Below are 24058 nucleotides of genomic sequence, written 5' to 3'. Positions count from 1 at the left end.
TCGGCCGAGTCAGAGAAGTCCTTCGTCGTGAGCCTGTTCGATGGTGGCGAGCGTCGTGTTCAGGTGCTGGACGGTCAGCCGGACGGCGGCTTTGTAGTCGCGAGCGCGGTAGTGCTCGATCAGCTGGGCGTGTTCGGCGTCCGACTCAACCCGGCGGTCGGTGCCGGCTCCGAGGGACAGGCTGACGTAGGGCGACGCGCTGTCCCGCAGGCCGGAGAGGATCAGGGCGAGGCGGCTGTCCTTGTCGGCCTCGGCGAAGAGGGCATGGAACTGACGGTTGAGCTCGGACCAGGTCACGTTGTCCCGGGTCTTCTTCATGCGGCGCAGCAGCCGCTCGGCCTCGGCGAGCGCCTGTTCCGTCATCGACGTGATCATCCGGCGCACCATCAGTGGTTCGAGGGTGACTCGGAGCTCGTACAGCTCCCGGACCTCGGCCAGGTTGAGTCTGCGCACGCGGGAGCCGCGATGCGCGTCGAACTCGACGAGGCCTTCGCCGGTGAGATCCCGGAGAGCTTCGCGGACCGGGGTGATGCTCACTTCCAGCTGTCCGGCGATCTCGGCCTGGATCAGCCGGGTGCCACCGGGAAGGGCGCCGTTGAGGATGGCGTCGCGGAGGGTGTTCAGGACGAACCCGTGCGCTGTCTGCTTGCCGGCCTGACCGACGGGCAGTCGACCTAATGTCATGCGTGTTCCCTGTCGCGTTCGGCCGGCGCACGAAGAACCGGCGCGGAGGGCTGCCCTCGCCGCCGGAACTCCGATTCTATTTCCTGCATGCTAGAAGATGCGGAAATCAGGCATGCCAGCAGCAGGCGCGCCTTGGTGGCGTCGAGCCAGCCGGCCAGGACTGCTCCCCGGCGCAGGAGGTCGGACTCGGACCCGGCGAAGCCGTAGGTGCGGGTGAAGGTCGTACCGGCGCCGGTGCGGCTGGCCAGTACGACCGGCTTCGAAGCCGCCACCGCCCGCGAAGCGGCTTGGGCAAGCTGCTCGGACACGTGGCCGGCGCCGAAGGCCGCCACGACGGCTCCCTGGTAATCGGACGCGACGACGAGATCGAGCAGTGCTCCGTCGTCGTCCAGGTGGGTCCCGATGAGCGCGACGCGAGGATGGCGGTTCGTGCCGGGGGCCGGCAGCGGTTGGATGCGGCGGATGCTGTTGCCGTACACGACGGCGGTCTCCTCCAGGTATCCCAGCGGCCCGAAGGCGGTGGAGCGGAACGCGTTCAGCCCGCTCGACCGTGTCTTGCGTACGCGCGAGGCCGCGTGGATCTCGTCGTTCATCACCACCAGGACTCCACGCGCCCGCGACGCCGGCGAGACGGCGACTCGAGTCGCGGCCAGGATGTTGGCCGGACCGTCGGCGCCGGCCGTCCGGGCCGTACGCATCGCGCCGGTGACGACGAGCGGGGCGTCGCGGTCCCAGTACAGATCCATGAGGTAGGCCGACTCGTCGATCGTGTCGGTGCCCTGGACGATCACCGCGCCGCGGGCGCCGTCGTCCACGGCGCGACGCGCCCAGGAGAGGGCTTCCAGGACGGTCGGTACCGGCAGTGAGGCGCCAGGGATCGTCGCGATTGTGTGAGCGGTCACCTCCGCCGCGCCGGACAGCCCGGGCACGGCGCTGACGAGATCGGTCGCTGTCAACACCGGCAATGCCGCGGTGCCGTCCGGCGCCGAGGTCATCGTGATCGTGCCCCCGAGGGAGGCGACCGCCACCCGCTCCGTGCTCATCCCCATCGCCTGCCTCTTCTATTGACTTAGGCTTTCACCGATTATATAAAATCGATCCTACGAGATTCATCCGGTCTCCGGACCTCCCACGAACGAGGAGAACGTCATGGCCGAGCTCGACCTGATCGTCTCGGGAGGGGTCGTGGTCACCCCGGAGGGACGCCGCCGTGCGGACGTCGGCGTGCGCGGCGGCCGGATTGTGGCCGTCGGCAACCTCGACGCGCCGGGCCCGCGCATCGACGCCGCCGGTCTGCTGGTGCTGCCCGGAGGCGTCGACACGCACGTCCATCTCATGGATCCGGGCGACACCAGGCGGGAGGACTTCCCCTCGGGTACGGCCGCGGCCGCGGCCGCCGGCGTCACCACGATCATCGAGCACACCCATGCGCAGCCGGTTCGTACGGTCGCCGGCCTCGAGGCCAAGATCGCCCATCTCGACGGCCGGTCACATGCCGACTTCGGGCTCGCGGCCCACGCCTGGCCGGGCGAGGCCGATGCGGTGCCCGCGCTGTGGGCCGCGGGCGTCGCCTTCTTCAAGGTCTTCACCTGCACGACCCACGGCGTACCCGGGCACTCGGCAGCCGCGCTGCGGACCCACCTCGCCGCATCCGCACTGGTGGACGCCGTGAGCCTGCTGCACTGCGAGGACGAATCCCTGACCGAGTCGGCCGAGGCCGTTCTGAAGGCCGAGGGGCGGGACGACTTCGGCGTGCTCACGGACTGGCGGAGCCGGGACGCGGAACTCGTTGCCGCCGCGGTGGCTGCGCTCCTCGTCCGCCGGACCGGCGCGCGCGCCACCGTGGCCCACGTGAGCAATCAGGAGGTCGCCGAGTATCTCTTGGCCGAGCGGCAACGGGGCGCGCGGCTGGCCGCCGAGGTCTGCCCGCAGTATTTCCTGCTTCGTGAGCAGGAAGTGCACGAGCACGGCGCGCTCCGAAAGTTCACACCGCCGGCCCGCGCCCGCATCGACGATGACGAGGACCAGATGTGGCGGTTGCTCCGGACCGGAACTCTGACCCACATGTCGAGCGACCATGCGCCCTCGACCCTCGAACAGAAGAGCGATGGGGACATCTGGTCGGTGTACTTCGGGCTCCCCGGCCTGGACAGCACCTTCGCGATCCTGTTGGACGCGGTCGCCCGCGGCCGGTTGTCCTACGAGGACGTGGTTCGCGTCTACAGCCAGGTCCCCGCGCAGACCTACGGCCTGTGGCCGCGGAAGGGACGCATCGCCGTGGGCGCGGACGCCGACCTCGCACTGGTCGACCCCACCGCAACCCGCACGCTCCGCAATCAGGACGTGCTCTCGAAAGCCGGGTGGACGCCGTTCGACGGGCGCGCGGTGCACGGGCGCGTGGTCAAGACCGTGCTGCGCGGCGCGCTCATCGCCGAGGACGGCCATCCCACCGCGGATCGGACCGGCCGCTTCGTCGCCGGCGCGGGCGTCTGAATGACCTCACGGGGCGGAAGGGCCCCACTTCATTCCACCAACGGCAGACCGCCGGACTGTACCGAAAGGAAGGGAAAACCCATGAGTGTCGCGTTCAGCAGGTGGCCGGAGCGATATGTGTGGTCGTTCCAGGTGACGAGACTGCTTGGGCTGGCCGACTTCGGCGGCTCGGACGTCACCGAGGTGTACGAGACCTGCGACCGGATCTCTCTCGACGACGCGCAGAGCTGGGACCGGGCCTGGTTGCAGACGGCCGAGCTGGTCGAGCAGCGGGGCCGGCGCGCGGAGAAAGTGGGCAACTGGATCAGCGCGCGCAACTACTTCCAGCGCGCCACCAACTACTACCGGGCGGCGCAGTTCTTCATGCTGCCCAAGGACCCGGAACGGCTCCGGGTCCTGCACAAGATCGACGAGGTTTTCGACGCCGCGGCGCAGTACCTTCCGGTCGTACCCGAGAAGGTTCTCATCCCGTACGAGGGCAAGGAACTGCCCGGGTATCTGTGGCGGGTACCGAACGCGGTGGCCACCGTGGTCCAGCTGAACGGCGGGGACGAGATCTCCAGCGAGAACTGGTTCACGGCGGGCAGCACCTTCGTGGAGGCCGGCTACAACTACTTCGTCTTCGAGGGCCCCGGCGTGGGCCTCACCCTGCTCGAGAAGCGGGTTCCGCGGCGGCCCGACACGGAGAACTACGTCGGACCGGCGATCGACTATCTCGAGGGGCGAAGCGACTGGACCGAGACGCCGTTCATCCTCGTGGGCACCAGCTTCGGCTCCTTCGACGTACTCCGGGCGGCGTCCTTCGAGAGGCGGGCGTCCGCGGCGATCGCGTCCTCGCCAGCGTACCGGCTGGACTGGGCCAATCTGGTCAAGTGGATGTCGCCGGAGTTCCGCCAGTACGCGCACGAGACCGTCGGCGCCAAGGATGTCGAGGAGCTCGTCAGCGATCCGCGGTTCGGCTTCTCGCTCGAGGGCGCGTTGCCGCACATGTCGTGCCCGCTGCTGCTGATCCAGGGCGATGAGGAACTGCTCGTCCAGCCCGAGCCGCTGTCACAGTTCCTGCGTATCTACGAGGAGGCCGGCACCGGCGACAAAAAGATGGTCTTCGTCGAGAAGTCCGGGCGGCTGGGCGGCGTCGAGCACTGCCAGAAGGACAACGTGCACCTGCAACACGACATCTGGTTCGAATGGCTGGGCGTCCGGGGCCTGGGACCCGCACCCCGCGCCACCGTCTGACTGACCCAGATCCTTCGCCGGCCATGGCGAGGTTATCGCCATGGCCGGCCAACCCTGCGGTCGAGGGACGCGGACTCGCGTGCGCGGTACCGCGTTCCTGTAGCAGGCTCCACGGTAGGCCCGTCTGTGACCACGCCTGTGACCGCAAGATCCACTAGAGCGATCTTTCGACCGGCGCTCGAGGGTCGCGGTGGCCGGCATGTTGCTCCGCCCGGTGATGAGATCTTCTGCGGCGACCTCGGCGGTGAACTAAGCATGGGCCGTCGGACATGCTGCCGTGTCTCCTCGCAAGGTTCTGGGGCCTTGGCTGGCATTTCTTCGACGTTCCGCACCATGGTGTTGGTTCACGAGGAGATGACATTCTTCCGGTATCTGCCCCAGAGCACCCCCTTCCCCGGGCCGCCCGGCTTGACCTGAAGCCGCTTTAGGTACGTGAATGTCGTTTGCTCAGGCGCGTCTGGCGGGCCTTGTCGGTGAGCGGGCCGAGAGGTTTATAGACGCGTTGGGCTGGGGGCGCCTGGATTCGGTTCCGGGCAGCGGGCGGGGTGTATCAGGGAAACGTCCGGGAGCTCGGTGATCCGGGCTGCGCGCGGGACGTTCTGATGGCGTGGGAAGTGAGGTCCGGAAGCTTTCATGGCTGGCGTACGTTTCTGCTCTGTTACCGGCAGGTCTGGTGGCCGCGTTGCTCGTCGCGCCGGTCGTGCCGCCGTCGCGGAACGCGGTTCTCGGGGAGGTCCGGCGGGCGGAGGACACCGAATCGGCGTTGCGTGCTTGGGGAGCGAATTTCGGCGCGCTGGGGGTTTATCGCCGGCCCGGCGGGAACCGCTTCGTCGTACGCGTCTCGAATGAACGATTGGCCGCGGCGACCGATGCCAATGCTTCTCTGCGGTGGGGTAACGGGGTCGAGATCGAAGGGGCCCGTGCCTCCCGGGCGGCGGTCGAGGCCACTGCGACCTATCTGCGCCGGCGGGTGGGGCTGCGCGGCGAGTGGACGTTCGCGTTCTACTATGACGTCCAGCGTGATGTCACTGTGCTCACGTCGGACGCGCCGGGTCAGTACGTCGATGTGCTGCTGACTGGGGTCGCCAGCCCGGTCGAGTTTCGCCGCGGGCGTTACCAGGAGCAGTGGGGCGACGGCGTCGCGGGTGGGGTCAGCTTCGCGAACGTTGCGACGCACCGGACTTGCACGGCCGGGGTGCTGGTGGTCCGGGACGGGGCACGGCGCATCCTCACCGCGGGTCATTGTGGCATGCTCGGCGATCTCGTCTTGCTGGACCAGCGGTACGGCGGCCGAATCGCCGAGCGGGTCCCGTTCGGCGACCGGGACGCCGCCCTGATCGACTGCTCGTGCGGTGCGGACCTGGAGTCGGCGCTGACCAGGGGCCCGGTCGCCGGCGTGACCCGGTTCTTCGTGGCCCAGGACGTGCACACCTCAGGACCGATCAGCGGCGAGGACGGGGGGCCGCCACATCGACTCCGTAGACGCGACCGTCTGCGCCGGCCGGTGCCGGAGCGGCCTGCTCGCCTACCACGGTGGCGGAGTCTCGGTCGCCGGCGACTCCGGCATGCCGATCTACCTCCGTAACGGCGGTATGGTGCTGATCGGCGGCATGCACACCGGCGCCATCGGCGAGACCGGCGAGATGTTCGGGGAGGCGTGGGCCATGCTCCAGGACCAGCTGGGCATCGCCTTGTCGTGACGCGTCAGAATCGCCGGAACACGCCGTCTGGGGTGTGGGCTGCGGATTTCGACCAGTCAGGGAAATCCATGGTGGCTAGTTCCAGATTGAGGTGGAGTCCGTGCGACTCCCGCGGCACGATGCGGAACTCCCGGCCGTACTCGGTCGTCTCCGGATAGTATTCTGCCCACGGAGCCGCCGTGGTCACCGCAAGCAGTGGGCGCTCCTGGTCGGTCATGGTGACCCGGTCGGCGATAAAAACGACCGACAAGGCGGCCTCCTCGGCCAGCACGCTCAGCACATCGTCCGGCGACGCGCCTTCCCATTCGAGAGTCTGCAACAGGAACTTCGGCATGTCGGCGGGATTCCAGAAGTCCGAGTCCCAGCCGGTCGGCAGCGCGTTGAGCTTCTCAATCACGTCCTGCCAGGCGGCATCGTCGGAATGATCGGTGCGGACGAACACGGGAACGTAAGGGTCGCGGTAGTCGAGGTGCGGCGGCAGGGTTCGCATGGCAATCTCTACGCTCCCAGCTCAGCCCGGTTCAGCCGGTGCCCTCCGAAGCAACCGAAGAGAGCACGACTGTCCTCGACACCGGAAAGCCACGGGTGCAGCCGGTCGATGGCAGAGCGGGGTTGTGCGGGTCGGCCAAGACCGAGGCGCTTACCTGTACTCCGGCTCCGAAGCCGGCCAGTGTTCGAATCGATGGGCTTCCGTGCCGCGGAGACGTGGCCCTGCTCTCGTGAGACGGTCCGTCGATTCGCTGGTCGGGCGGCCGGCAGGGTCTCACCTCCCGGATCCCTTCAAATCCGGGCGTGACAGTCTCCCGTCACCCGGTTGCCTGTGCCGGGGCCGACGCGTTCGGTTGTGGTGGTTCTTGGCGACCGGTACTACGGCCGCCTCCGACTCCCTCCCGGCACGACGTCCACTTCCCGGATTGGCCGGTTATAGGACTCGACGTTCCGGCACGCATCCGCAGCACGCCGGGCCGGGGAGGGTCTCTCCAGTTCCCGCCATCACTATCTGAACGTTCCGTGCCCCATACGCCGGGGAGTTCTTCGCAGCTGCAATCCAGGTGCTACACCGCTTCCATGGCCTTCACCCTGAATTCGGGGGCTCGGCACTCCCTTTGCCCCACCCCAACGGGTGAGACCTCTAACGACGCCGCAGGCTTCGCTTAATGCTACGGACCGCCCAGTCGCTCCCCCTTAAAGGGCTTTCGACACTGGGCTTCGACCCGACCCGTTTCCAGACCGAACCGCCAGCCTGCTACCGGGCCACCTGGCAACTACCCGGACCGGACTCACACCGGCAAGCGACGACGAGCCACGACCAAGATCGACTACACCAGTCCACCTCCAGGTCTGCTGGACGCACGAAAGACGGAGGCTAACAAGGGCCCTGACGTGCCCGGCTCCCATGCTGGAGCGCGCCCCTCACAAGGACCCACCTTGATCATCTACATGGGGTCGTGTCTCGTGCTTTGCGCAATCGCGTTCTGCGCAAACGAGGCGCCGGGCCTAACCTCGCAGGACTGGCAGTGGTGGCTGCGCACCTGGGACTGACCCCGGCGGCACGAGCACCGGCCGCGCGCCACGCGGCGATCTCACATCTCCGGGCGGTCGAGTGCCTGTCGCACCGCCGCCCGCAGCTGAGTGGTCAACGCCTTGCCGAGGCGGTGATCGGGCCGGTCCGTCAACGCCTTGACGATGTCTTCCATCCGGGTGAAGTCGTCGCGCCACGCCCGTACCAGCGCCTCGGCCGCCGGATCCGCGGCGGTCTCGGCCCCGTTCAGGAGGATCACCGCCGTTCGATGGATCACCTCCCACCGCGGCCACCAGCGCTCGACAGCGGCGGCCCGGGCCTTGGCACCGTGTCCCAGCCATCCGCCGTCCGCCTTCTCCCAGGCGACTTCCAGGTGTCCGATCTCGTCGGCCGCCGAGGCGAGAAGCCCGCGACGATCACGGTCCAGTCCCCTGAGGCCGGCGTCGATCCTCGCGGTGTCCGGTTCGCTGCCGGCTATGCCCTTAAGGACGTCGGACAGGCGCGACGCGATCTCGGCGCGAGCACCGGCGAAGGCGTCCTGGATCACCTCGGCACCGCCCAGGCCGGCGTCGGCGACCGCTTCCCACGCGAAGTCGGGCATCTCCGCGGCTTTCCGGGCCAGGGCATCGGCGGGCAGACCGGCCACCGTCTGGACGCATTCCAGCGCGCCGCGGGTGAAGTGCCGGACGAAGAGTTCTCCGAAACCGTGGAACCCGGAACCGGGACGTTTGCTCAGACTATCGAAGATCTCCTCCGCGAGCCTTCGGCTTCTCTCTGGGTTCAGGATATTGACGAGGGTCTGTGCCGCCCATTCGCGGCTGCCGAGCGTCTTGCCCAGGTTCGAGGCGTTCAGCCCGATCATCCGGTCGACACCGACCACTCTTCCGCCGGGCCCGAGCAGGACGTTGCCCATGTTTCCGTTGTGAAAGCTGTCCGTGTTGTTGATCAGCATGTCGAACGCCCATTGCCGGCCGAGCCCGGAAAAGAGCATGGTCCGTTCGATCCGATCACTGCCGGCGACGACGCCGGCGGCCTCGTCCAGCTGCTTTCCCGGAACGTATTCCATGACCAGGAACACCTCCGCGCCCCGGAGCAGGCCGGCCAGTTGCTCGCCGTCCGGCGGCAGCTTGCCGAGCAGGGAAAGGAGGCTCTTCCCCTCGGCGCCCGCGGTCTGGACCATCGTCGTCCTGGCCGTCCGGCCCACGCCGTTGATCTCGCCCAGCTTCGCCGCCATCGCCTCCTGGACGGCTCCTTCCGATTCCATGCGGTAGGCGAGGGTGCCGTCCCCGACGGCCTTGACCACCAGGCTCTCGCCGCTCGCCGTCGCGATGAGGTAGGCGCCCTTGCTGAGGTTCCGTACCGTGCCGGCCTTCTTCCAGTCGCGATCCTCCATTCCGAATCGCTGCACGGAGGCCGGCACCTCGTCGCTCAGGCGCTGCACCTCGTCGGCCGCCGGTGGTGTCCGTACCTCGGCGGACACGGCGAGGCGCCGCTCGTGAACGGACTCGGCCAGGGTGGCGGCGCGGCGGGCCAGGGCATCCGCCCGCTGGTCGAGGTCGGCCGGGTCGCCGCCGCTCTTCATGAACCCCTGCACGGCCGTCAGCATCTCGGCGTGTTCCTCCGCGGCGGCGCTCGCCTGGTCGCGCAGGCTTATCAGCAGCGGGTCGGCCCCACGCTCCGTGATGGCCCGGTTCGCCTCCTTGATGGCCTGCTCGGCGTCCGCGAGGGCCTGACCCAACCTGTCGTGCAGCAGCAGCGCCTCCCGGACAACCAGGTTGCTGTGACCGCCCCGCTCCGACATCCCGGCCTCGGCCCGGATCCGGTTCTCGACCGCGTCGATGTTGAAGATCTCCTCGGTCCGGGTATCCGGGTCCTTCGCCTCAGGGACGGCATGCTCCACCAGCGCGTCCGCGTCCGCCGAGCTTCCGCCGAGGCCGTGCAACGACCGCAGGACATGTCCCAGTTCGTGCCCCAGGTTGACGAAGACGGGGGCGATGATCTCGTTGCCGCCCCGGCCGAGCAACCGGCTCGACGGGTGCAACGACGCGTCCGAGGCGTCGGCGGGCACCGTCATGGTCGACTTCGTCCCCCGATTGAACCGGAAGTACCGGGTGCTCCCGCCGGCCTTCACCGAGAAACCGAGGGCGCCCGGATGATTGACCCGGACATAGGTCAGCATCGTCTTACGGTCCACCGGTGAGGACTCGCCGGTGAAGTCGAAGGGAAAATAGCGGTCGGCCTCGGCCGGAGCCGGCGCCTCCACCGCCTGGATCCCCTCCTGATCGGGATCCTCGGGGCTCGCGGCGAACTTGCCGGTGTCCTGTCTGGTGGGGGTGATGGTCAGCGTCGGTGCGTCACCGGTCAGCGCACCGACGACAATCCGCCCGGTGGCGGTCTCCAGAAGCCGGGCGAAGTCCGCCAGCAGTTGACGGCGGAACGGCTTCTCGCCCCCGATCTGGATCCCCCTGTTCGCGAGCAGGTCGTGCCAGATCTTCCGGACCTGTTCCTGCTCTGCCGGGTCGAGATGGCCGAAGTTGGCCAGCGGCGGATCACCTTTGGCATCGACGGCCTGGGTGACCAGAAAGACGCGCTCGGCCCGGACCTGGTTCAACAGGTTGCCCATCGCCTGGCCGTCCGGGGTGGTGGCCATCGTCGGCAGGGCATGGCTGTCGAACCACTGGTACAGTGCACGCTCCAGCTCACCCAGCTTGGCCAGTGCCGAGGCGCGCGACTTCGCGGTCGGAAAGAGCACCCAGATCGCGCTCCGGAGCTTGTTGTATTCCCGCACGAGTTCGCCGATCGGCGCGTACCCCTCCGGAGCGGTCGTGTACACCGGCTCGAGCACCCGCTGGACGACCACCGGCCTCAGCCCGTGGATCCCGGTGGACGGGCCGTCCCGCGGCACCAGAGCGGCCACCGCCCGGTTTCCGGCCTCGCGCTGCAACCGAAGCAGCATCTGCGCGGGCTGGGGCGCGGGCCCTCCCCTACCCGGCCCCGGCGTAGGTGCGGACGTCTGCCCATGGACATGCATCTGCCGGTCTCCCTGCAGGCGGCCACAGGGCCAGACCGGACGGTCCGGAGCCTGGGGCGACGGTCGTTGACATCTAGTAGTGCGCTCGTCGCCGATCGATGTCAACGGCGGACTAGAACTGGACCTGGATCTGACCCACTTTTTGTGATCCGCGACTGGCCCGGACGTCCGTGGGTCCACTGTGTATGTTCGGCCGCCGTGCGAGTTTCTGATCTTGCGGCGGTTCTGCCTCACCTGGCGGCTGTGGTTGTTGAGAAGGTTGAGAGCGTGGCGTCTGGGCTCCGGCCATGTGTGCGAGCACGCACTCGTCGGGCTGCTTGTCCGCGGTGTAGCCGCCGGTCGAGCAGGGTGCATAGCGCGTTGACCACGAACGTTCACCGGGTCTGAGTGGTCAAGCGGCCTTGGTCCGGGGCCTGCCCCAGCGTTGCTGGCGTTCGCTGCGGATACGGGCTCGTTCGCGGCGTTGCGCGGCCAGACGTCGGGGTGGCGGGCGTTGGCGTTACGCCAGCGCAGGTATTTTCTGCAGCGTGCGGGCCAGGACGGTATGGTTCGGGTGGTTCGAGTTCGCCATGGTGCACATGCGTAGCGGCCCGAACTGCGTCTCGGTCGGGTTAGCCCAGGACGCGCTGGTCGGCGTCAGGCACAGCTCGACCTTGTTGCGGGCGGCCCCGGCCCGGATGGCCGGGGTCTTGTTCGCCGAGAGGCTATCCAGGATGACGTAGATCGGCGCGCCGTCCGGCCGCGCCTGGCGGATCGATTTCAGCGCCGACAGGCTGTGATCGGCGCCTTTGCGTCTGCGGTTGACACCCCAGATCTGGTCGTAGCCGAGGCTGTAACAGCCGTGGAAGTAGCGGATGCCGAGCGTGCGGTGAAAGGTCGCCGGCAGCCGGTCCGGATGCGATCGCGGTGCCCAGCCACGGCCATGGTGCGGGCGAATTGACAGCGGCCCGAACTGGTCGAAGGCAAAACACCGGGTCGGGAACTTGGTGGTCGCTTCCTCGGTCCGATCGAGTTTGGTGTCGAAGTCCGGGTCCTTAGATTCCTTCCTGGTCCAGGTCCAGGTCCAGGTCCGTTGCCAGTTGACCTCGTTGGCCCGCAGGATCTGCCGCAGCCGTTCCCGGCCGAGGATCACTGTCCGGGCGGCATCGGTGGCCAGGTAATCGGCGAGTTTACGCAAGCTCCAGCACGTGAAAGCCCGCCCGAGCGTGTTCGGACGGGCGGTGGCCGTCGCGACGATGAACGCCTCATCGTCATCACTGATCCGGCGGGGACGGCCTCCCGCCCACTGAGGGTCCAAAGCGCGAAGTGGACTTCGGCGCCTTCCGGGTCTGGCTTGAGTCTGACATCCACCGCATCGACTGCCGTACCTGCATGCGGGTGCGCACCGAGCAGGTGCCTTGGGCCCAGCCCAACGCACGGCACACCAGCGACTTCGAGAACGTCGCCGCGTGGCTGGCCCAGCGCATGGACAAGGCCGGCATCGCCCGGCTGTTGCGCTGCTCGTGGGAAGCGGTCGACGCGATCGTCACCCGGGTCGTAGCTGACCACGTCTCGTGGCTGACCACGTCGACGACGCGCGCCTCGACCAGCCTAAGCGCCGACCATGCCTTCCGGGCCCGGCATACCCGAGCGTCGTCAGTGGCGCCGTGCCCGCTTCACCGTCCGCGCTGGCCGCGAGAAACTCGACGACGAGCGCCGCGGCTTCGGCTTCGGCTTCGGCTTCGGCAACCTCGGCGCTCTCACCGCAGCGATCTACCTTTGCCTCGGCGGCATCACCCTAGAGTTGCCCACGGAAACCTGAGTAGTCGCACAGGCGTTCGAAGCGATCAAGATCGGTGGAGTTCGTGGCGGTTCGGCCCGGCTTCGGCTGGACGCTGGATTGGTGGGCTTGTAGCGCCGCGACGTTCGATGGATCGGGGCGCCTGCTGTCTCTTGGGCACCGTCGACGCCGGCCGGTTTGCGCTTCGGGGCCGCGCCGCCGGTTCCGTCAGTCAACTCGACGCTCGCCGGGTTGTGCGGGACCAACTCACGTTCGCCGCCTCATCGAGGACGGCGCTCAGTTCAGCTGCGATCCGGGCGGCGTCGGCTCGGAGGTATGCGGAAAACGAGAGCTCGGCAGTCTGAGCGCCTTCATTGGTCATTTGCTGCGATCATTACCCAGCGACAAGGTTACCGCCGCGGCGAATGGCTCATCCGCGCCGAGCGGGCCGACCTGCCTGGCATCAATCGCTTCGTCAACGGCACAACCACGGACCTCGACGCCGTGACCGCCGGACTGATTCTGCCCCCCAGCTCCGGACCGGTCGAGGGCAACGTCAACCGAATCAAAATGCTCAAACGACAAATGTATGGTCGAGCCAGCTTCGACCTGCTCCGCAAACGCGTGTTACTCGCTCGATAATCCTCTCTCCGGGGAAGCATCACCACGGCCGGAGGAGGTCGGCGGCAGAGCGAACCAGTAGTTCACGGTCGGGCCCTGGGTTGCCAAGCCTGCGCCCATCGACTCGTAGAGGCTGCGCGCGGCCGCATTTTCTTCGCCCGTAATGAGGAACATCTTGGCAGTGCCCAGCTGCACCCCAGCCTCCATGAACGAGCGCAACAGCCGACGGCCGATACCACGGCGCCTACAGGACTCGGCTACCTCAAGATTGTGCAGGTAAAGCATGCTGGTGCCATCCGGCCTGGCCAACACGTATCCCCAGCACCAGCCCTGGACCTCGTGATCATCCACAGCGATGAACGCAATGGTCTCCGGCGACCGCACAAACGCGGCAGCACCAGAGGCGACTCCGACGAAGCGCCGAAGCGCTTCCTCGAGAACCTCCACGGCGGCCGACGAAGCACGAACGATCACAAGAGGCATCCTGCACCATCTCGGCGACCAACGTTCACACCAGCCGTCGAAGATCATCACTCTTCAGGGACAGAACCGTTTCTCGACACCGTTCTAACAAACTCTTTTGACACCGCTTGACCGTCGGCGGATGCGGGGCTGAGCGTTCGGGAGTTCCTCGTCGTCAGTTTCCGTGCGACGAGTGACCGATCCGTGCTGACAACCGTGACAACCCGAGGTCCAAGTTTCGGCCGAGCGTTGAGATGCGCTCAGCGTGTCGGTCCGTGATCCGTTGACAGGTCGCCAGCCCATGCCGGGCGATATTTGGTTCGGATGCCACAAGGGCGAGCCCGGCACCGGCGTTGACCTGGCCTGCGCTGGTTGGCTTGCTCAGTTCGGCGGTGATCACGTCGGGGTCCGGTTAGCGATAGCGCAGGGCCGGCTGCCCGACGGCGTGCTTGCGCCGGGCCTGAATTGGCCGCCGTTGCACGAGGACTGGGCAGACGTCGTTCAGGCGCAGACATCGTCGGAGCTGAGCAGCGGGCTGGTCCTGGCGTCGACCGCCACCCCGGCCGCGGCGGCGGTGCGGGGTGCAATCGGGTGTTCACGACGGTGAGCAGCTCAGCTAGTGCTGCCTCAAGGCCGGCGTCGGCCTGGTCGCGGGCGGTCTTGCCTTGCCAGGGCTCCACAGGTTGTCCTGCACATACGCCGGGCCGACCTTCGCCGCGGCCCGGGCCAAGCCGGCGGCTGCTGTTACGCACAGCTCCGTCAGTTGATATCGCCGCCTGGTTCGTGGCGGCCAGCACCCGCTGCAGGGGCGGTTGCATCAGCATCGCGGCGGTCAGCTCGCGCTGGTTAACCTCGACCACGACCCGGCCGGCTCCGGCGAGGCCGAGCCAGTGGCCGGTGCGCGTCCTGTAGCTGCGCCCCGTGCAAGTACGCGCCCTGCAACTGCGCCCCACGCAGGATCGCGCCCCGCAGCTGCGCCCCACGCAGGTTCGCGCCCTGTAGCCGTGCCCCGCTCAGGTACGCGCCCTGTAGGTGTGGGTCCTGCAGGTGTAGGCCCCTGCACGTATGTGCCCGGTCGGTGCGGGCGTCGGGCGAGGGCGGTGAGCGCGGTCTGCACGTCGGGGTCGGGTTCGGCTGGCAGCGGGGGTTGCGGGTAGATCGGTGATCCGGCGTCGCCGTCGGGGGTGGCACGGGGGGCGCGGTGGCGCACGAATGCCACCAGGACTTCGACGATGTCGCCGGAATGATCACCGGAGTCGCGCATGACGTGGGCGAGGGCGTGGATGCCGCCGATCCGCACGTACAGCTCGGGTGAGCCGAGCCGTTCCAGGGCCTTGGTGAACCGGTCGGTGACTTGTCCCCGGCGCGCCAGGCGGTAGTTGCGGGCGGTGTAGAGCAGACCGACGCCGACCACCAGGGCGCCGGCCAACGACACCATCAGCAACCGGGCGTTGTGCCGAGACGTCAGCACCGCCGCTGCGTCCGGCGTCCCGACCACCTCCGGAACCCCGAACAGGCGCGGCGCGGCCCACACTGCCGCGACGTAAACCACCAGCACGGCCACCGCCGCCGGGGCCCCAGATCAGCAGGCGGTGCGCCAGCAGCCATCGCCACCAGCGCACCGGATGCCGCAGCACCCTGACCGCTCTTCGCCATCCGCCCCCGGACAAGGACAGCCGTCGACTCCTCACCCCTCACATCGTTGCGGACGCGGCACGCGACGTCACCCACCCGACCGAACCACCTCGCGCCACGGCTCACACGCACCGAGCCGGGCGATCGTGGTGCTGATGTCCGGTCAGGGCCAGCCGGCGCCGGACATCGCGTACCTGCTCAAGGCCACCGAGGACTACGGCCCTCTCCATTTTGGGTCCAACGCGTCGAACCCCCGCTTCCTGGCCTGTCTCGATCAGGTAGTCGCGCAGCTTGGACAGCGACCATCCGGAGAACGGCCGGCCGAGGAATCGGGGGTCACACCGGGCGATCACACAGATCCAGTCGCGGGTCTGCTCACTGATCTTGTGCGGTGTGCTCGTCCGGCCGGGCGGGTGCTGCGCCGCCTGCACCGGGGCCGGGATCTGCCCGAGGCGTGGCTGATCGCCGAGTGGCCGCGCGGCGCGGCCGAGCCGGTCAAGTACTAGCTGTCCAACCTGCCCGCGACCACCGCGAAACGCACGCTGGTGCGCTGGGCGAAACTGCGCTGGCGCATCGAACACGACTACCGGGAAGTCAAGACCGGTCTCGGCCTGGATCACTACGAAGGCCGCACCTGGACCGGCTGGCATCACCACGTCACCCTGGTCTCGGCAGCTCACGCCTTCTGCACCCTGCACAGACTCGACCCAAAAACCGACGCGCCGGAATGACCCTCTACGGCGTACTCCGACGCCTGCAGCACCTGCTCGTCTACCTGATCGGAACCTGCCCGACCTGCAGAACCCGCTTCCCACAACGGAAACACCGCCGCCGCCGAAGATCATGACAAAGCACTACTAGCGCGTGGTCCCCAGATGGTCCCCGCGGCCGGCAAGACCTCAGTCTGGCATGGACCGGCGCGACATAGCGGACGCTGCCGCGTGGGCGGCGGAGGCGCTGCGCGACGGCGTCCGCGACCGCGTCGCCCCGCGGCCTGGCGAGTAACCCCGCCTCGGCGGCCCAGGGATTCAAACCCTGGAACAAATATCAAAGGGGCCCTGATCTTGCCTCGAACACACCGAATGACAAGGGGCTCTTGACTTGCGTAAAGGCAACCGCCAGCGCGGTCCTGGACTTGACCTTTCTTTTACGCATGGCCGAGTTGACGTGTGCGTCCACCGTTCTGATGGAGAGTGCCAGCGCCTTGGCGATCTCTCGGTTGGTCCGGCCGGTGGCGAGCAGGCGGACCACCTCCAACTCTCGTGGCGAGAGGGCGTCGCCGTAGCCCTGCGGACCCCGTCGTGGCCTCTGCCGCTGGCGGCCATGCTCCGACAACACATGTTGGGTCCGCTCGGCGTCGCCATGCGCGCCCATGGCGGCCAGCTCCAGTCTGACCTGGGCCATCAGATGCGCACCGCCGTCCGGGTCCGCCGTGGCGAGCAGACAGGCGGCCTGGCGTTTGCGGGCCAGCAGCGCGTCGTACGGCCTGGGCAGCGTCTGCCAGGTGTCTGCGGCCTGACCGTAAAGTTCGGCTGCCCGTGTCGTGTCACCGCGGCCTTCGGCGAGGATGGCCCGGCACAGCAGGAGGGCGGCCTGCCCGGCGGGTGCCTGCCGATCGCCGAGATTCTGGGCGTACGCGGTCACCAGCGCGTTCGCCTCGTTCATCCGGTCGGCCATCAAGAGCGCCTGTACGCGAACCGGCGCGAGGTCCGTTGCGTACAGCCAGATGTTCTTCTCGGTGACCAGCCGCAGGGGTTGTTCGGTCCACGCGAGAGCATCCTCGATCCGGCCGGCCAACAGATGCAGGCGGGCCAACCCGGCAGCCGGCGTCAGCGCCGGGTCGATGAGGACGCCACCGCCACGGCCCAACTCGACCGCTGATCGGAACGTCTGCTCCGCGTCTGTCCAGTCGCCGGCAGCGGTTCGCAGAAGACTGGTGATCAGCAATGCGTTCACCTGAACTGTGGGATCGTCGTCGAGTGCGGCCAGTGCAGCGGCACGATCGGCCAAGCCGTCCCAGGCGCCGGTGTACCAGTCCAGCCGCAGGTTGACCGACCGGCATGCGTCTTGCAGCCGCTGGTATCCGTGCGTGCGCGCCAGCCGGGCGGCCAGCATGACGCGATGGCGGGCCTCGTCGTAACGGCCCCACTGCATCGCCGCCTCGCCCAGGTTGGCATTGCCGCGGACGATCTGGGATGCCTCGTCCGGCGTACCGCCGTCGGTCGGGAAGGTCGCGGCGGAAGCCCAGCCGGCGTCGTCGCCCAGTACCAGCAGGATTGTCGCCCGGTCGGCGTGCACCGCCAGGCGGTTGGGCGTTGGCGTCGAGGGGTCGGCCACGATCGTGGCCGCCCGGTCCAGCCAGCGCCGGTAGTCGCCGGCCGAACCGTGGGTGGTGCTCAGCCAACTGAGCGTGATCGTCGCGTGCAGATCGTCCAACGGCCGCTCGGCGAGGTCCGGGATGGCTCGCTCCAGCGCCAGGCAAGCCGCGGCGAACTCGCCGGTGTGCAGCAGCATCCGTCCCAGCTGCCAGCCGGCCAGGCCGCGCTCGGTGGAGGTGAGGGCGGGATCGTCGCGTACCCGACGCAGCACCTCGACCAGGTCGTGCAGGAGGCCTTGGTCGACCCATACCATCAGGAGGGGCATCTTGCCCATCAGCCGAACCACTGTGGCGCCCGGCAGGTCGACGCGGGTGATCACCTCATTGAGCATGCCCGCAACTGTCTGCAGGTCGCCGGAGGACATGGCCAGATCGGCGGCCTGCTCGGCGTAGCGGCACCATTCCCCGACGGCACCGGCTTCCCGGAAATGCCGCTGCAGCTGGACGAACGGCGGCCGCAACAGACCCTCCAGCACCCGGCCGGCGCGCAGGTGCTGGCCGCGCCGCTGGGAGATCGGGATCGACTCGTACACCGCCCGGCACGCCAGTGAATGCCGGAAGGACAGTCGTCCAAGCGCATCCTCGTGCAGCAGCCGGCTGCCCAGCGCCTCGACAACTGCTTGCGGGTACTGGCTCTCCGGCAGGTCACACACCGCCAGCACGACGGCCTGCTCGACCGGATCGCCCAGCACAGCGGCTGCTCGCAACACTTCCTGCGCCGGCGCGCTCAATCGGCCCACGCGTTCCAACACCGCATCCCGCACACTTGGCGGCACCGCGATGTCCTCCAGCGCCGGCCGCAGCCACTCGCCGTCCTGAGTCACCAGGTCCGCTCGGTCACACAGCAGCCGCACCGACTCCTCGATCGCGAGGGGCAACCCGTCGGTATGCTCGTGCAAGAACGCGGCGAACGCCGCGGAAACCGGTTTGTCGTCCAACATGGATGACGCCAGTCGTCCGGTTTCCAGCACGTCCAACGGGGCCAATTGCACCCGTAAACGGGCCATTCCCTCGGGCAACCGGCTGGCCAGCCACCGCAGTGACGAGTCGGTCGGCGCATCCTCCGGCCGGTAGGTCAGCACCAGACTCGGCTTCGGTGCACGGCGCGCCGTCAGGAACAAGAGGAACTCCAGGGTCGCCTCATCCGCCCAGTGCACGTCCTCCAGCACCAGAACCCGCAGGTCCAACCGTTCCAGCACCTCGGCCACGGCCCGGAACAACCGGTGTCGCGCCGCCGCCGGTTCGGTCAACGGCTCCGGAGCCGCCGGCAAGCCGTCCGTCCACTCCGGGAACAACGGCCGCAACGCACCGCCCAATGGGCTCAGCCCCAACTCGTCGACCCTGTCGACCGTGCTGGTCAGCGCCTCCACCACCGGCCCGAGGGTGAACGGCTGCCGGAACGGAGGGCACGTCCCTACCAGCACCCGACCCGAGCCGGGAGGCGACGTGGCGGCGAGCAATTCCCGCACCAACCGGCTCTTGCCCATCCCCGCTTCGCCCTCGACCAGTACTGCCGCCGGCGCCCCGGCGAGTGTCTGTGTGATGGCGAAGACCTCGCGATCCCGGCCCGTGAAACGCGGCGCACGAACCACCGGGGCGCCCGCCGGGAGGCCGCCGGGACCACCGTTGGATCTTGTGTCCACATGATCAATCTGGATATGGATGGTGTCCAGGTCAAGACTCTTGAATGACCTGTGCCCTAGATATCACCGCCTCAAATACACGCGCATATCTGTTTATTCGGGCAAATCACCCGCTGACACTTCGCGGTTAATCGATGTCCGACTAAGGGGGCGAGCGATCGGCGAAACCGTTAGGTATTTCCCCGGATATGAAGCGGCATCCATCAGCCTGGATACTTCGGTCGCTGCATGTGTCGCAAGGGGGGCATCACGGATGACCGACCGTCAGCACCAGAGCGAACGTCCACCCACGACCCCGCAGCGGAGCCGCCAACACCGCATGAGGTCGGGGCTCCCCACCGGTACGGTCCGGGGCCGCGGAGCACCGGACGGGCGGTAGCGACCAGCAGTTAATCGATGACAACTATTTAGCCGGGGCGAGCTGGACGCATAGCTCGCAGCTCCCCTGTGTTGCCGATTTCAAGGAAGGACCCTGCATGTTCGAGTACGGGAGACCATCTAGAGTGGATCAACGGAGACCGTGGTCGGCGCTCACCATCACGGCGACCGCACTCGCCATGGTGGTCGCCGGAGCGGGACCGGCCGCCGCACAGGTGAGGCCCAGCGCGGCGGTGGATCCGAGCGGTGCCGCGACGGGGACGCAGGCGGCGGCGAAGATCACTGCCGAAGCGACGAAGCAGCTCAAGGCGAACAAGAGCGCGGACTTCTGGATCAAGTTCGCCACGAAGGCGGACCTCGCGCCGGCCTACAAGATCGCTGACAGCAACAAGCGCGGGCAATTCGTGTACGACACGCTGCGCGCCACCGCGAAGAAGTCGCAGACCGACGTGATCGCCAAGCTCAAGGCCGCAGGCGCCACCTACAAGAGCTTCTGGATCAACAACTCGATCTACGTCGAGGACGGCACCCTGGATATGGCGCAGGGCGTTGCGGCGTCCAGCTCGGTCGCCGGCGTCCATCAGCAGTTCGCGATGGCGGAGACCAAGCCGGTGAAGGCCAAGGCGGCTGGTCCCAAGACGTCGGCCGGCGTGGAGTGGGGCATCGGGGCGATCCACGCACCGGAGGTCTGGGATAGCGGGGTCACGGGTCAGGGGATCACCGTCGCCAGCTTCGACACCGGCGTCGACGTGACGCACCCGGCGCTGCGGTCGAAGTACCGCGGCACGAACCCGGACGGCTCGCTCAGCAACGACTACAACTGGTTCGACATCCCCGACGCCTGCGGCGGAAACCCGTGCCCGACCGGCGGTGAGCACGGCACGCACACCACGGGGACAATGGTGGGCGCGGACGGGGCCAACCAGATCGGCGTCGCGCCCGGCGCGAAGTGGATCGCCGCGAACTGCATCGACGCGGACGGGTGCTCCTTCGACGACTACCTGGCCGACGCACAGTGGTTCCTCGCTCCGACCCGCATGGACGGTAGCGACGCGGACCCGTCGATGCGCCCCGACATCATCAACAACTCCTGGGGCATCCCGCCGGGTGTCGACCTCCCCCAGGACTGGATGAGCGCCGAGACCCAGGCCTGGAACGCCGCGGGCATCTTCGGCGCGTGGGCGGCCGGCAACGAGGGCCCGGGCTGCTCGACCGCTCGCTTCCCGGGAGAGTTCACTCACACGTACGCCGCCGGCGCGTACGACGTCAACGGCAACATCGCGAGCTTCTCCGCCCGTGGTCCGGGGCGGGACAACGAGCTCAAGCCGAACATCGCGGCTCCGGGCGTGGACGTGCGATCGTCGGTCCCCGGCGGCTACGCCGACTTCTCGGGCACCTCGATGGCCACGCCACACCTGGCGGGCGCCGTCGCGCTGCTGTGGAGTGCCTCACCAGCCATGTACCGCGACATCGCCGGCACCGCGGCGCTTCTCGACCGGACCGCGGTGGACACCTCCGACACCAGCTGCGGCGGAACCGCGGGAGACAACAACGTGTGGGGCGAGGGCAAGCTCGACGCCGCGGCGCTGGTCGAGGCCGCGCCCACCAACGGCGTCGGCACGCTCACGGGCAAGGTGACCGACGCCGAGGGTGCCCCGATCGCGGGTGCCCGTGTCGTGGCCGACGGCGAAGATGCGGACCGCACTGTCCTCACCGGCGCGGACGGCACCTACTCGGCCAAGCTGCCCGTGGGTGACTACGCCGTCTCGGCCGGCGCGTTCGGCTACCTGACCAAGGCGGCGACCGCGACCATCACCGAGGACACGACCACCACGGTCAACCTGACGCTCGAGGCGGCGCCGTCGCACAAGGTGTCGGGGACCATCACGGCCGCAGGCGCGCCCGTCAGGGGTGCGAAAGTCACGATCGCGCCGCAGATCGAGCCCGTCACGACTGGTGCCGACGGCACGTTCACGTTCCCGTCGGTCCCGGAAGGCACCTACGAGCTGGTGGTGACGGCCGGAGGGTGCAACGCTCCGTTCTCCCGCGAGGTCGTGGTCGACGGTGACGAGACGGTTCCCGTCACCCTCGCACCCAAGAAGGACGCCTTCGGCTATACGTGCGCGGTCTCCGAAGGCGGATACCTGCGGGGAACCACCCGGACGCCACTCACCGGTGACGACGTGAGCGCGACGGTGGCCCTGCCGTTCAGCTTCCCCTTCTACGACGGGACGTACACCAACGCGTTCGTGTCGAGCAACGGGTACCTGAACTTCCTCGCCGACAACTCTGTCCTCGCCAACGTGGCCATCCCCAGTGCGCCCGCGCCCAACGCGGCTGTCTACCCCTTCTGGGACGACCTGTTGATCGATGCGCAGTCGGGCCTGTACACCGGTACGACCACGGTGGGCGGCAAACAGGCGTTCACACTCGAGTGGCGTGACGTCTTCCCGTACGAGTCGAGCAACACCCGCGTCTCGTTCTCGACGACCCTCGTGTCCGACGGCACGATCGTCATGGGCTACGGTCCGGGCGCCGTGGACGGGCGAACCCAGGGCAACTCGGCCACGATCGGCATCGAGAACGCGGCCGGCTCCGACGCCCTTCAGTACTCGTCCAACGCCGTCGCGACCCACGAGGGTCTGACGATCACCTACGACGCTCCCGCCCAGGGAACCGTCAGCGGAGTGATCCGCGACTTCAACACCAAGGCGCCGATCCAGGGCGCCAAGGTCACCGCCACCAACCGGGCGGACGGGGCCAGGCGCGTCGCGACCACGGGCGCCGACGGCGCGTACGCGATGAGCCTGCTTCTCGGTAGCTACGACCTCGTGGCCGAGGCCGACAACTACGAGAGCGCGACCGGGTCGGCGAACCTGACCAGTGAGGGTCAGGCGGCGACGTTCAGCGCCGAGCTCAAGGCCGGCCGGATCGCGGTCAACAAGGAGTCGATCTCGGCGACGCTCGGGATGGGTGAGTCGGCCACCCGGACGTTCCAGGTGTCGAACACGGGCTCGGCCCCGGTCCGGGTCGACATCGGCGCCGGCAGCGGATCGTTCGTACCGCTCGGCTCGTCGGCGGCCGGTGCCGCGGTGATCAAGGGTGTGGAGGGACCGGCGACCGTCGCCAAGTCGGTGAAGCCGTCGGGCAAGTCGCTCAGCACGTCCAAGGCGCGGCTGTCGAAGTCGGGCGCCAAGCAGGGTGCGTCGATCACTCCACGGGCGGCAGCTGTCCCGCTCGCGGAGCAGACCATCACCCACTCGGCGTCGCAGGAGATCACGACCGGGAACTCGGTCTCGTGCAACAACGGTTCCGAGGCGCGGGACAACAAGTACCTGCGGACGTTCAAGCTGAGCGACTTCGGCATCAACGGGTCGTTCGACGTTTCCCAGGTGCAGTTCGGTGTCGAGCTGACGACCTCGGCCCAGCCGCTGTCGGTCAACCTGTACTCGCTCGTGGGTGATCTCCGGTACGCGAACATGACGCCGATCGGCAGCAAGGACGTCACGGTCGGCGCGGACGCGGGCGGCACGGTCGTCACGGTCCCGGTCGAGGGATCCGTTCCGGCCGGTGGCACGCTGGTGGTCGAGATCGACGTGCCGGCCGGCGGCTGGTTCTTCATCGGTTCGAACGATCAGGGCCAGACGGCGCCCAGCTACATCGCGTCGGACACGTGCAACCTGCCCGAGCCGACCGACACGGCCGACATCGACTTTCCCGGCATGCACATGGTGATCAACGTCTCCGGTGCGACGGCCGGCGGCGGCGGTGTCGGGTGGCTCGACATCCAGCCGAAAACGGTGACCCTCAAGCCGGGCGCTCGCGTCCAGGTGACGTCCGTCATCACGGCGAACGTCGACCAGCCCGGCACCTACGGGGCCTCGATCGGGCTCCGCGCCGACACGCCGTACAGCGAACCGTCGGTCTCGGCCACGCTGAACGTCAAGCGTCCCGCCGGGTGGGGCAAGATCGCGGGTACGGTCACGGGCGCGGGTGCACCGCTCCCGGGAGCCGTCCACATCGACGGGCTCGCCTCCGACGCCACGCTGGTCACGGGCGCCGACGGCACCTACGGGTACTGGATGCCGGCTTCGAACGCTCCGGTCCAACTGACGGTGGCCGCCAACGGCTACGTGCCCCAAACCAGAAAGGCGCAGATCGTAAACGGTCAGACGACGGTGTACGACTTCAACCTGACACGACTGCCATGACCTGATCGACAGCCCTAGGTGAAGGGCCCGGCCTCACGAAGAGGTCGGGCCCTTCGTCGTTGCGGAAGTGGGTCTGGCAGGTCCCAAACCGCCTACATCCACAACGACCTCGTCCCCGCGGTCGGCGCCACAGCGATCTTGTCAGCCTGCGGCAGGTCAGCTGAACCTGGATCGTTGATAGTCGGGATGGCCGCCCGCTACCCCACACGCCCGAAGGGCTAACGCCCGGAGCAAACACCAGTCAACGGCGTCCAGCAGAGCGTGGGCCGACGCGCCACCGATGCTGGCTCAAGAGACATCAGCAGG

15 protein-coding genes and 3 pseudogenes are annotated in these 24058 nt (G+C 68.1%); 10 read left to right on the top strand and 8 right to left on the bottom strand.

The window, feature by feature from the left end:
• Window positions 1–9 precede the first annotated feature (9 nt).
• Window positions 10–684, bottom strand: a complete 675-nt coding sequence (locus ACGFIO_RS36290; protein WP_392833774.1) for a GntR family transcriptional regulator — start codon at window positions 682–684, stop codon at window positions 10–12.
• Entirely contained in the window at window positions 681–1727 is a 1047-nt protein-coding gene (locus ACGFIO_RS36285) for an asparaginase (protein ID WP_392833772.1), read from the bottom strand. The genes ACGFIO_RS36290 and ACGFIO_RS36285 overlap by 4 nt, the downstream gene beginning before the upstream one ends.
• A gap of 106 nt (window positions 1728–1833) precedes the next feature.
• On the opposite strand from ACGFIO_RS36285, the gene ACGFIO_RS36280 reads away from it, so the two are divergent.
• The 4 genes from ACGFIO_RS36280 to ACGFIO_RS36265 all read left to right on the top strand — a co-directional run bounded on the left by ACGFIO_RS36280 (window position 1834) and on the right by ACGFIO_RS36265 (window position 6113).
• Window positions 1834–3177 (top strand): dihydroorotase family protein, encoded by a 1344-nt coding sequence (locus ACGFIO_RS36280; protein WP_392833771.1) that lies wholly within the window; start codon window positions 1834–1836, stop codon window positions 3175–3177.
• A gap of 132 nt (window positions 3178–3309) precedes the next feature.
• On the top strand, window positions 3310–4413 hold the full coding sequence (locus ACGFIO_RS36275; protein ID WP_392833768.1) for an alpha/beta hydrolase family protein: 1104 nt from the start codon (window positions 3310–3312) through the stop codon (window positions 4411–4413).
• A gap of 673 nt (window positions 4414–5086) precedes the next feature.
• Entirely contained in the window at window positions 5087–5998 is a 912-nt protein-coding gene (locus ACGFIO_RS36270; protein WP_392833766.1) for a hypothetical protein, read from the top strand.
• A complete protein-coding gene (locus tag ACGFIO_RS36265) occupies window positions 5979–6113 on the top strand; it encodes a hypothetical protein (protein ID WP_392833763.1) in 135 nt (44 codons plus the stop codon). Before ACGFIO_RS36270 ends, ACGFIO_RS36265 begins: the two co-directional genes overlap by 20 nt.
• A 4-nt stretch (window positions 6114–6117) precedes the next feature.
• Here ACGFIO_RS36265 and ACGFIO_RS36260 read toward each other — a convergent pair whose 3' ends face one another.
• The 3 genes and pseudogenes from ACGFIO_RS36260 to ACGFIO_RS36250 form a co-directional block, all read right to left on the bottom strand.
• Window positions 6118–6603, bottom strand: a complete 486-nt coding sequence (locus tag ACGFIO_RS36260) for a DUF6924 domain-containing protein (RefSeq protein WP_392833761.1) — start codon at window positions 6601–6603, stop codon at window positions 6118–6120.
• A 1093-nt stretch (window positions 6604–7696) separates the two neighbouring features.
• A complete protein-coding gene (locus ACGFIO_RS36255; protein ID WP_392833759.1) occupies window positions 7697–10771 on the bottom strand; it encodes a hypothetical protein in 3075 nt (1024 codons plus the stop codon).
• Between the two features lie 286 nt (window positions 10772–11057).
• A pseudogene (locus ACGFIO_RS36250) lies at window positions 11058–11972 on the bottom strand (helix-turn-helix domain-containing protein); the annotation flags it as partial.
• A gap of 65 nt (window positions 11973–12037) precedes the next feature.
• Between ACGFIO_RS36250 and ACGFIO_RS36245 the strand changes: the two are divergent.
• The 3 genes and pseudogenes from ACGFIO_RS36245 to ACGFIO_RS36235 all read left to right on the top strand — a co-directional run.
• Window positions 12038–12193 (top strand): annotated as a pseudogene (locus tag ACGFIO_RS36245) (transposase family protein); the annotation flags it as partial.
• 76 nt (window positions 12194–12269) lie between these two features.
• Complete coding sequence (locus ACGFIO_RS36240) at window positions 12270–12467, top strand: hypothetical protein (protein ID WP_392833837.1); 198 nt, start codon at window positions 12270–12272, stop codon at window positions 12465–12467.
• Between the two features lie 294 nt (window positions 12468–12761).
• Window positions 12762–13067, top strand: a complete 306-nt coding sequence (locus ACGFIO_RS36235) for a transposase (RefSeq protein ID WP_392833757.1) — start codon at window positions 12762–12764, stop codon at window positions 13065–13067.
• Here the strand turns inward: ACGFIO_RS36235 and ACGFIO_RS36230 are convergent.
• Window positions 13053–13529 carry a GNAT family N-acetyltransferase gene (locus tag ACGFIO_RS36230; RefSeq protein ID WP_392833755.1) on the bottom strand — a complete coding sequence of 159 codons (477 nt, stop codon included), beginning with the start codon at window positions 13527–13529 and terminating at the stop codon, window positions 13053–13055. The two genes, ACGFIO_RS36235 and ACGFIO_RS36230, sit on opposite strands and share 15 nt — an antisense overlap.
• Before the next feature lie 280 nt (window positions 13530–13809).
• Here ACGFIO_RS36230 and ACGFIO_RS36225 point away from each other — a divergent pair, with 280 nt between their 5' ends.
• Window positions 13810–14115: a DUF6283 family protein gene (locus tag ACGFIO_RS36225; RefSeq protein WP_392833830.1), complete on the top strand. Its 306-nt coding sequence runs from the start codon at window positions 13810–13812 to the stop codon at window positions 14113–14115.
• 239 nt (window positions 14116–14354) lie between these two features.
• Here the strand turns inward: ACGFIO_RS36225 and ACGFIO_RS36220 are convergent, their stop codons facing one another.
• Window positions 14355–14699 (bottom strand): pentapeptide repeat-containing protein, encoded by a 345-nt coding sequence (locus tag ACGFIO_RS36220; RefSeq protein ID WP_392833828.1) that lies wholly within the window; start codon window positions 14697–14699, stop codon window positions 14355–14357.
• Window positions 14700–15541: 842 nt separating this feature from the next.
• On the opposite strand from ACGFIO_RS36220, the pseudogene ACGFIO_RS36215 reads away from it, so the two are divergent.
• Window positions 15542–15874, top strand: a pseudogene (locus ACGFIO_RS36215) (transposase); the annotation flags it as partial.
• 316 nt (window positions 15875–16190) lie between these two features.
• Here ACGFIO_RS36215 and ACGFIO_RS36210 read toward each other — a convergent pair.
• A complete protein-coding gene (locus ACGFIO_RS36210) occupies window positions 16191–19163 on the bottom strand; it encodes an ATP-binding protein (RefSeq protein ID WP_392833752.1) in 2973 nt (990 codons plus the stop codon).
• Between the two features lie 476 nt (window positions 19164–19639).
• Between ACGFIO_RS36210 and ACGFIO_RS36205 the strand changes: the two genes are divergently transcribed.
• Entirely contained in the window at window positions 19640–23752 is a 4113-nt protein-coding gene (locus tag ACGFIO_RS36205) for a carboxypeptidase regulatory-like domain-containing protein (RefSeq protein WP_392833750.1), read from the top strand.
• Window positions 23753–24058 lie beyond the last annotated feature (306 nt).

Source organism: Actinoplanes sp. NPDC049265 (assembly GCF_043197135.1).
Lineage (GTDB): Bacteria > Actinomycetota > Actinomycetes > Mycobacteriales > Micromonosporaceae > Actinoplanes.
Note: the sequence above shows the minus strand (reverse complement) of the source record. Positions and strands in the feature narration are given on the sequence as shown.

Excerpts from the sequence above, each read along its gene's own strand:
- ACGFIO_RS36290 (WP_392833774.1), bottom strand. The coding sequence starts at position 684 with ATGACATTAGGTCGACTGCCCGTCGGTCAGGCCGGCAAGCAGACAGCG.
- ACGFIO_RS36285 (WP_392833772.1), bottom strand. The coding sequence starts at position 1,727 with ATGAGCACGGAGCGGGTGGCGGTCGCCTCCCTCGGGGGCACGATCACG.
- ACGFIO_RS36280 (WP_392833771.1), top strand. The coding sequence starts at position 1,834 with ATGGCCGAGCTCGACCTGATCGTCTCGGGAGGGGTCGTGGTCACCCCG.
- ACGFIO_RS36265 (WP_392833763.1), top strand. The coding sequence starts at position 5,979 with ATGCCGATCTACCTCCGTAACGGCGGTATGGTGCTGATCGGCGGCATG.
- ACGFIO_RS36260 (WP_392833761.1), bottom strand. The coding sequence starts at position 6,603 with ATGCGAACCCTGCCGCCGCACCTCGACTACCGCGACCCTTACGTTCCC.
- ACGFIO_RS36240 (WP_392833837.1), top strand. The coding sequence starts at position 12,270 with ATGCCTTCCGGGCCCGGCATACCCGAGCGTCGTCAGTGGCGCCGTGCC.
- ACGFIO_RS36235 (WP_392833757.1), top strand. The coding sequence starts at position 12,762 with ATGCGGAAAACGAGAGCTCGGCAGTCTGAGCGCCTTCATTGGTCATTT.
- ACGFIO_RS36230 (WP_392833755.1), bottom strand. The coding sequence starts at position 13,529 with ATGCCTCTTGTGATCGTTCGTGCTTCGTCGGCCGCCGTGGAGGTTCTC.
- ACGFIO_RS36225 (WP_392833830.1), top strand. The coding sequence starts at position 13,810 with ATGCCGGGCGATATTTGGTTCGGATGCCACAAGGGCGAGCCCGGCACC.
- ACGFIO_RS36205 (WP_392833750.1), top strand. The coding sequence starts at position 19,640 with ATGTTCGAGTACGGGAGACCATCTAGAGTGGATCAACGGAGACCGTGG.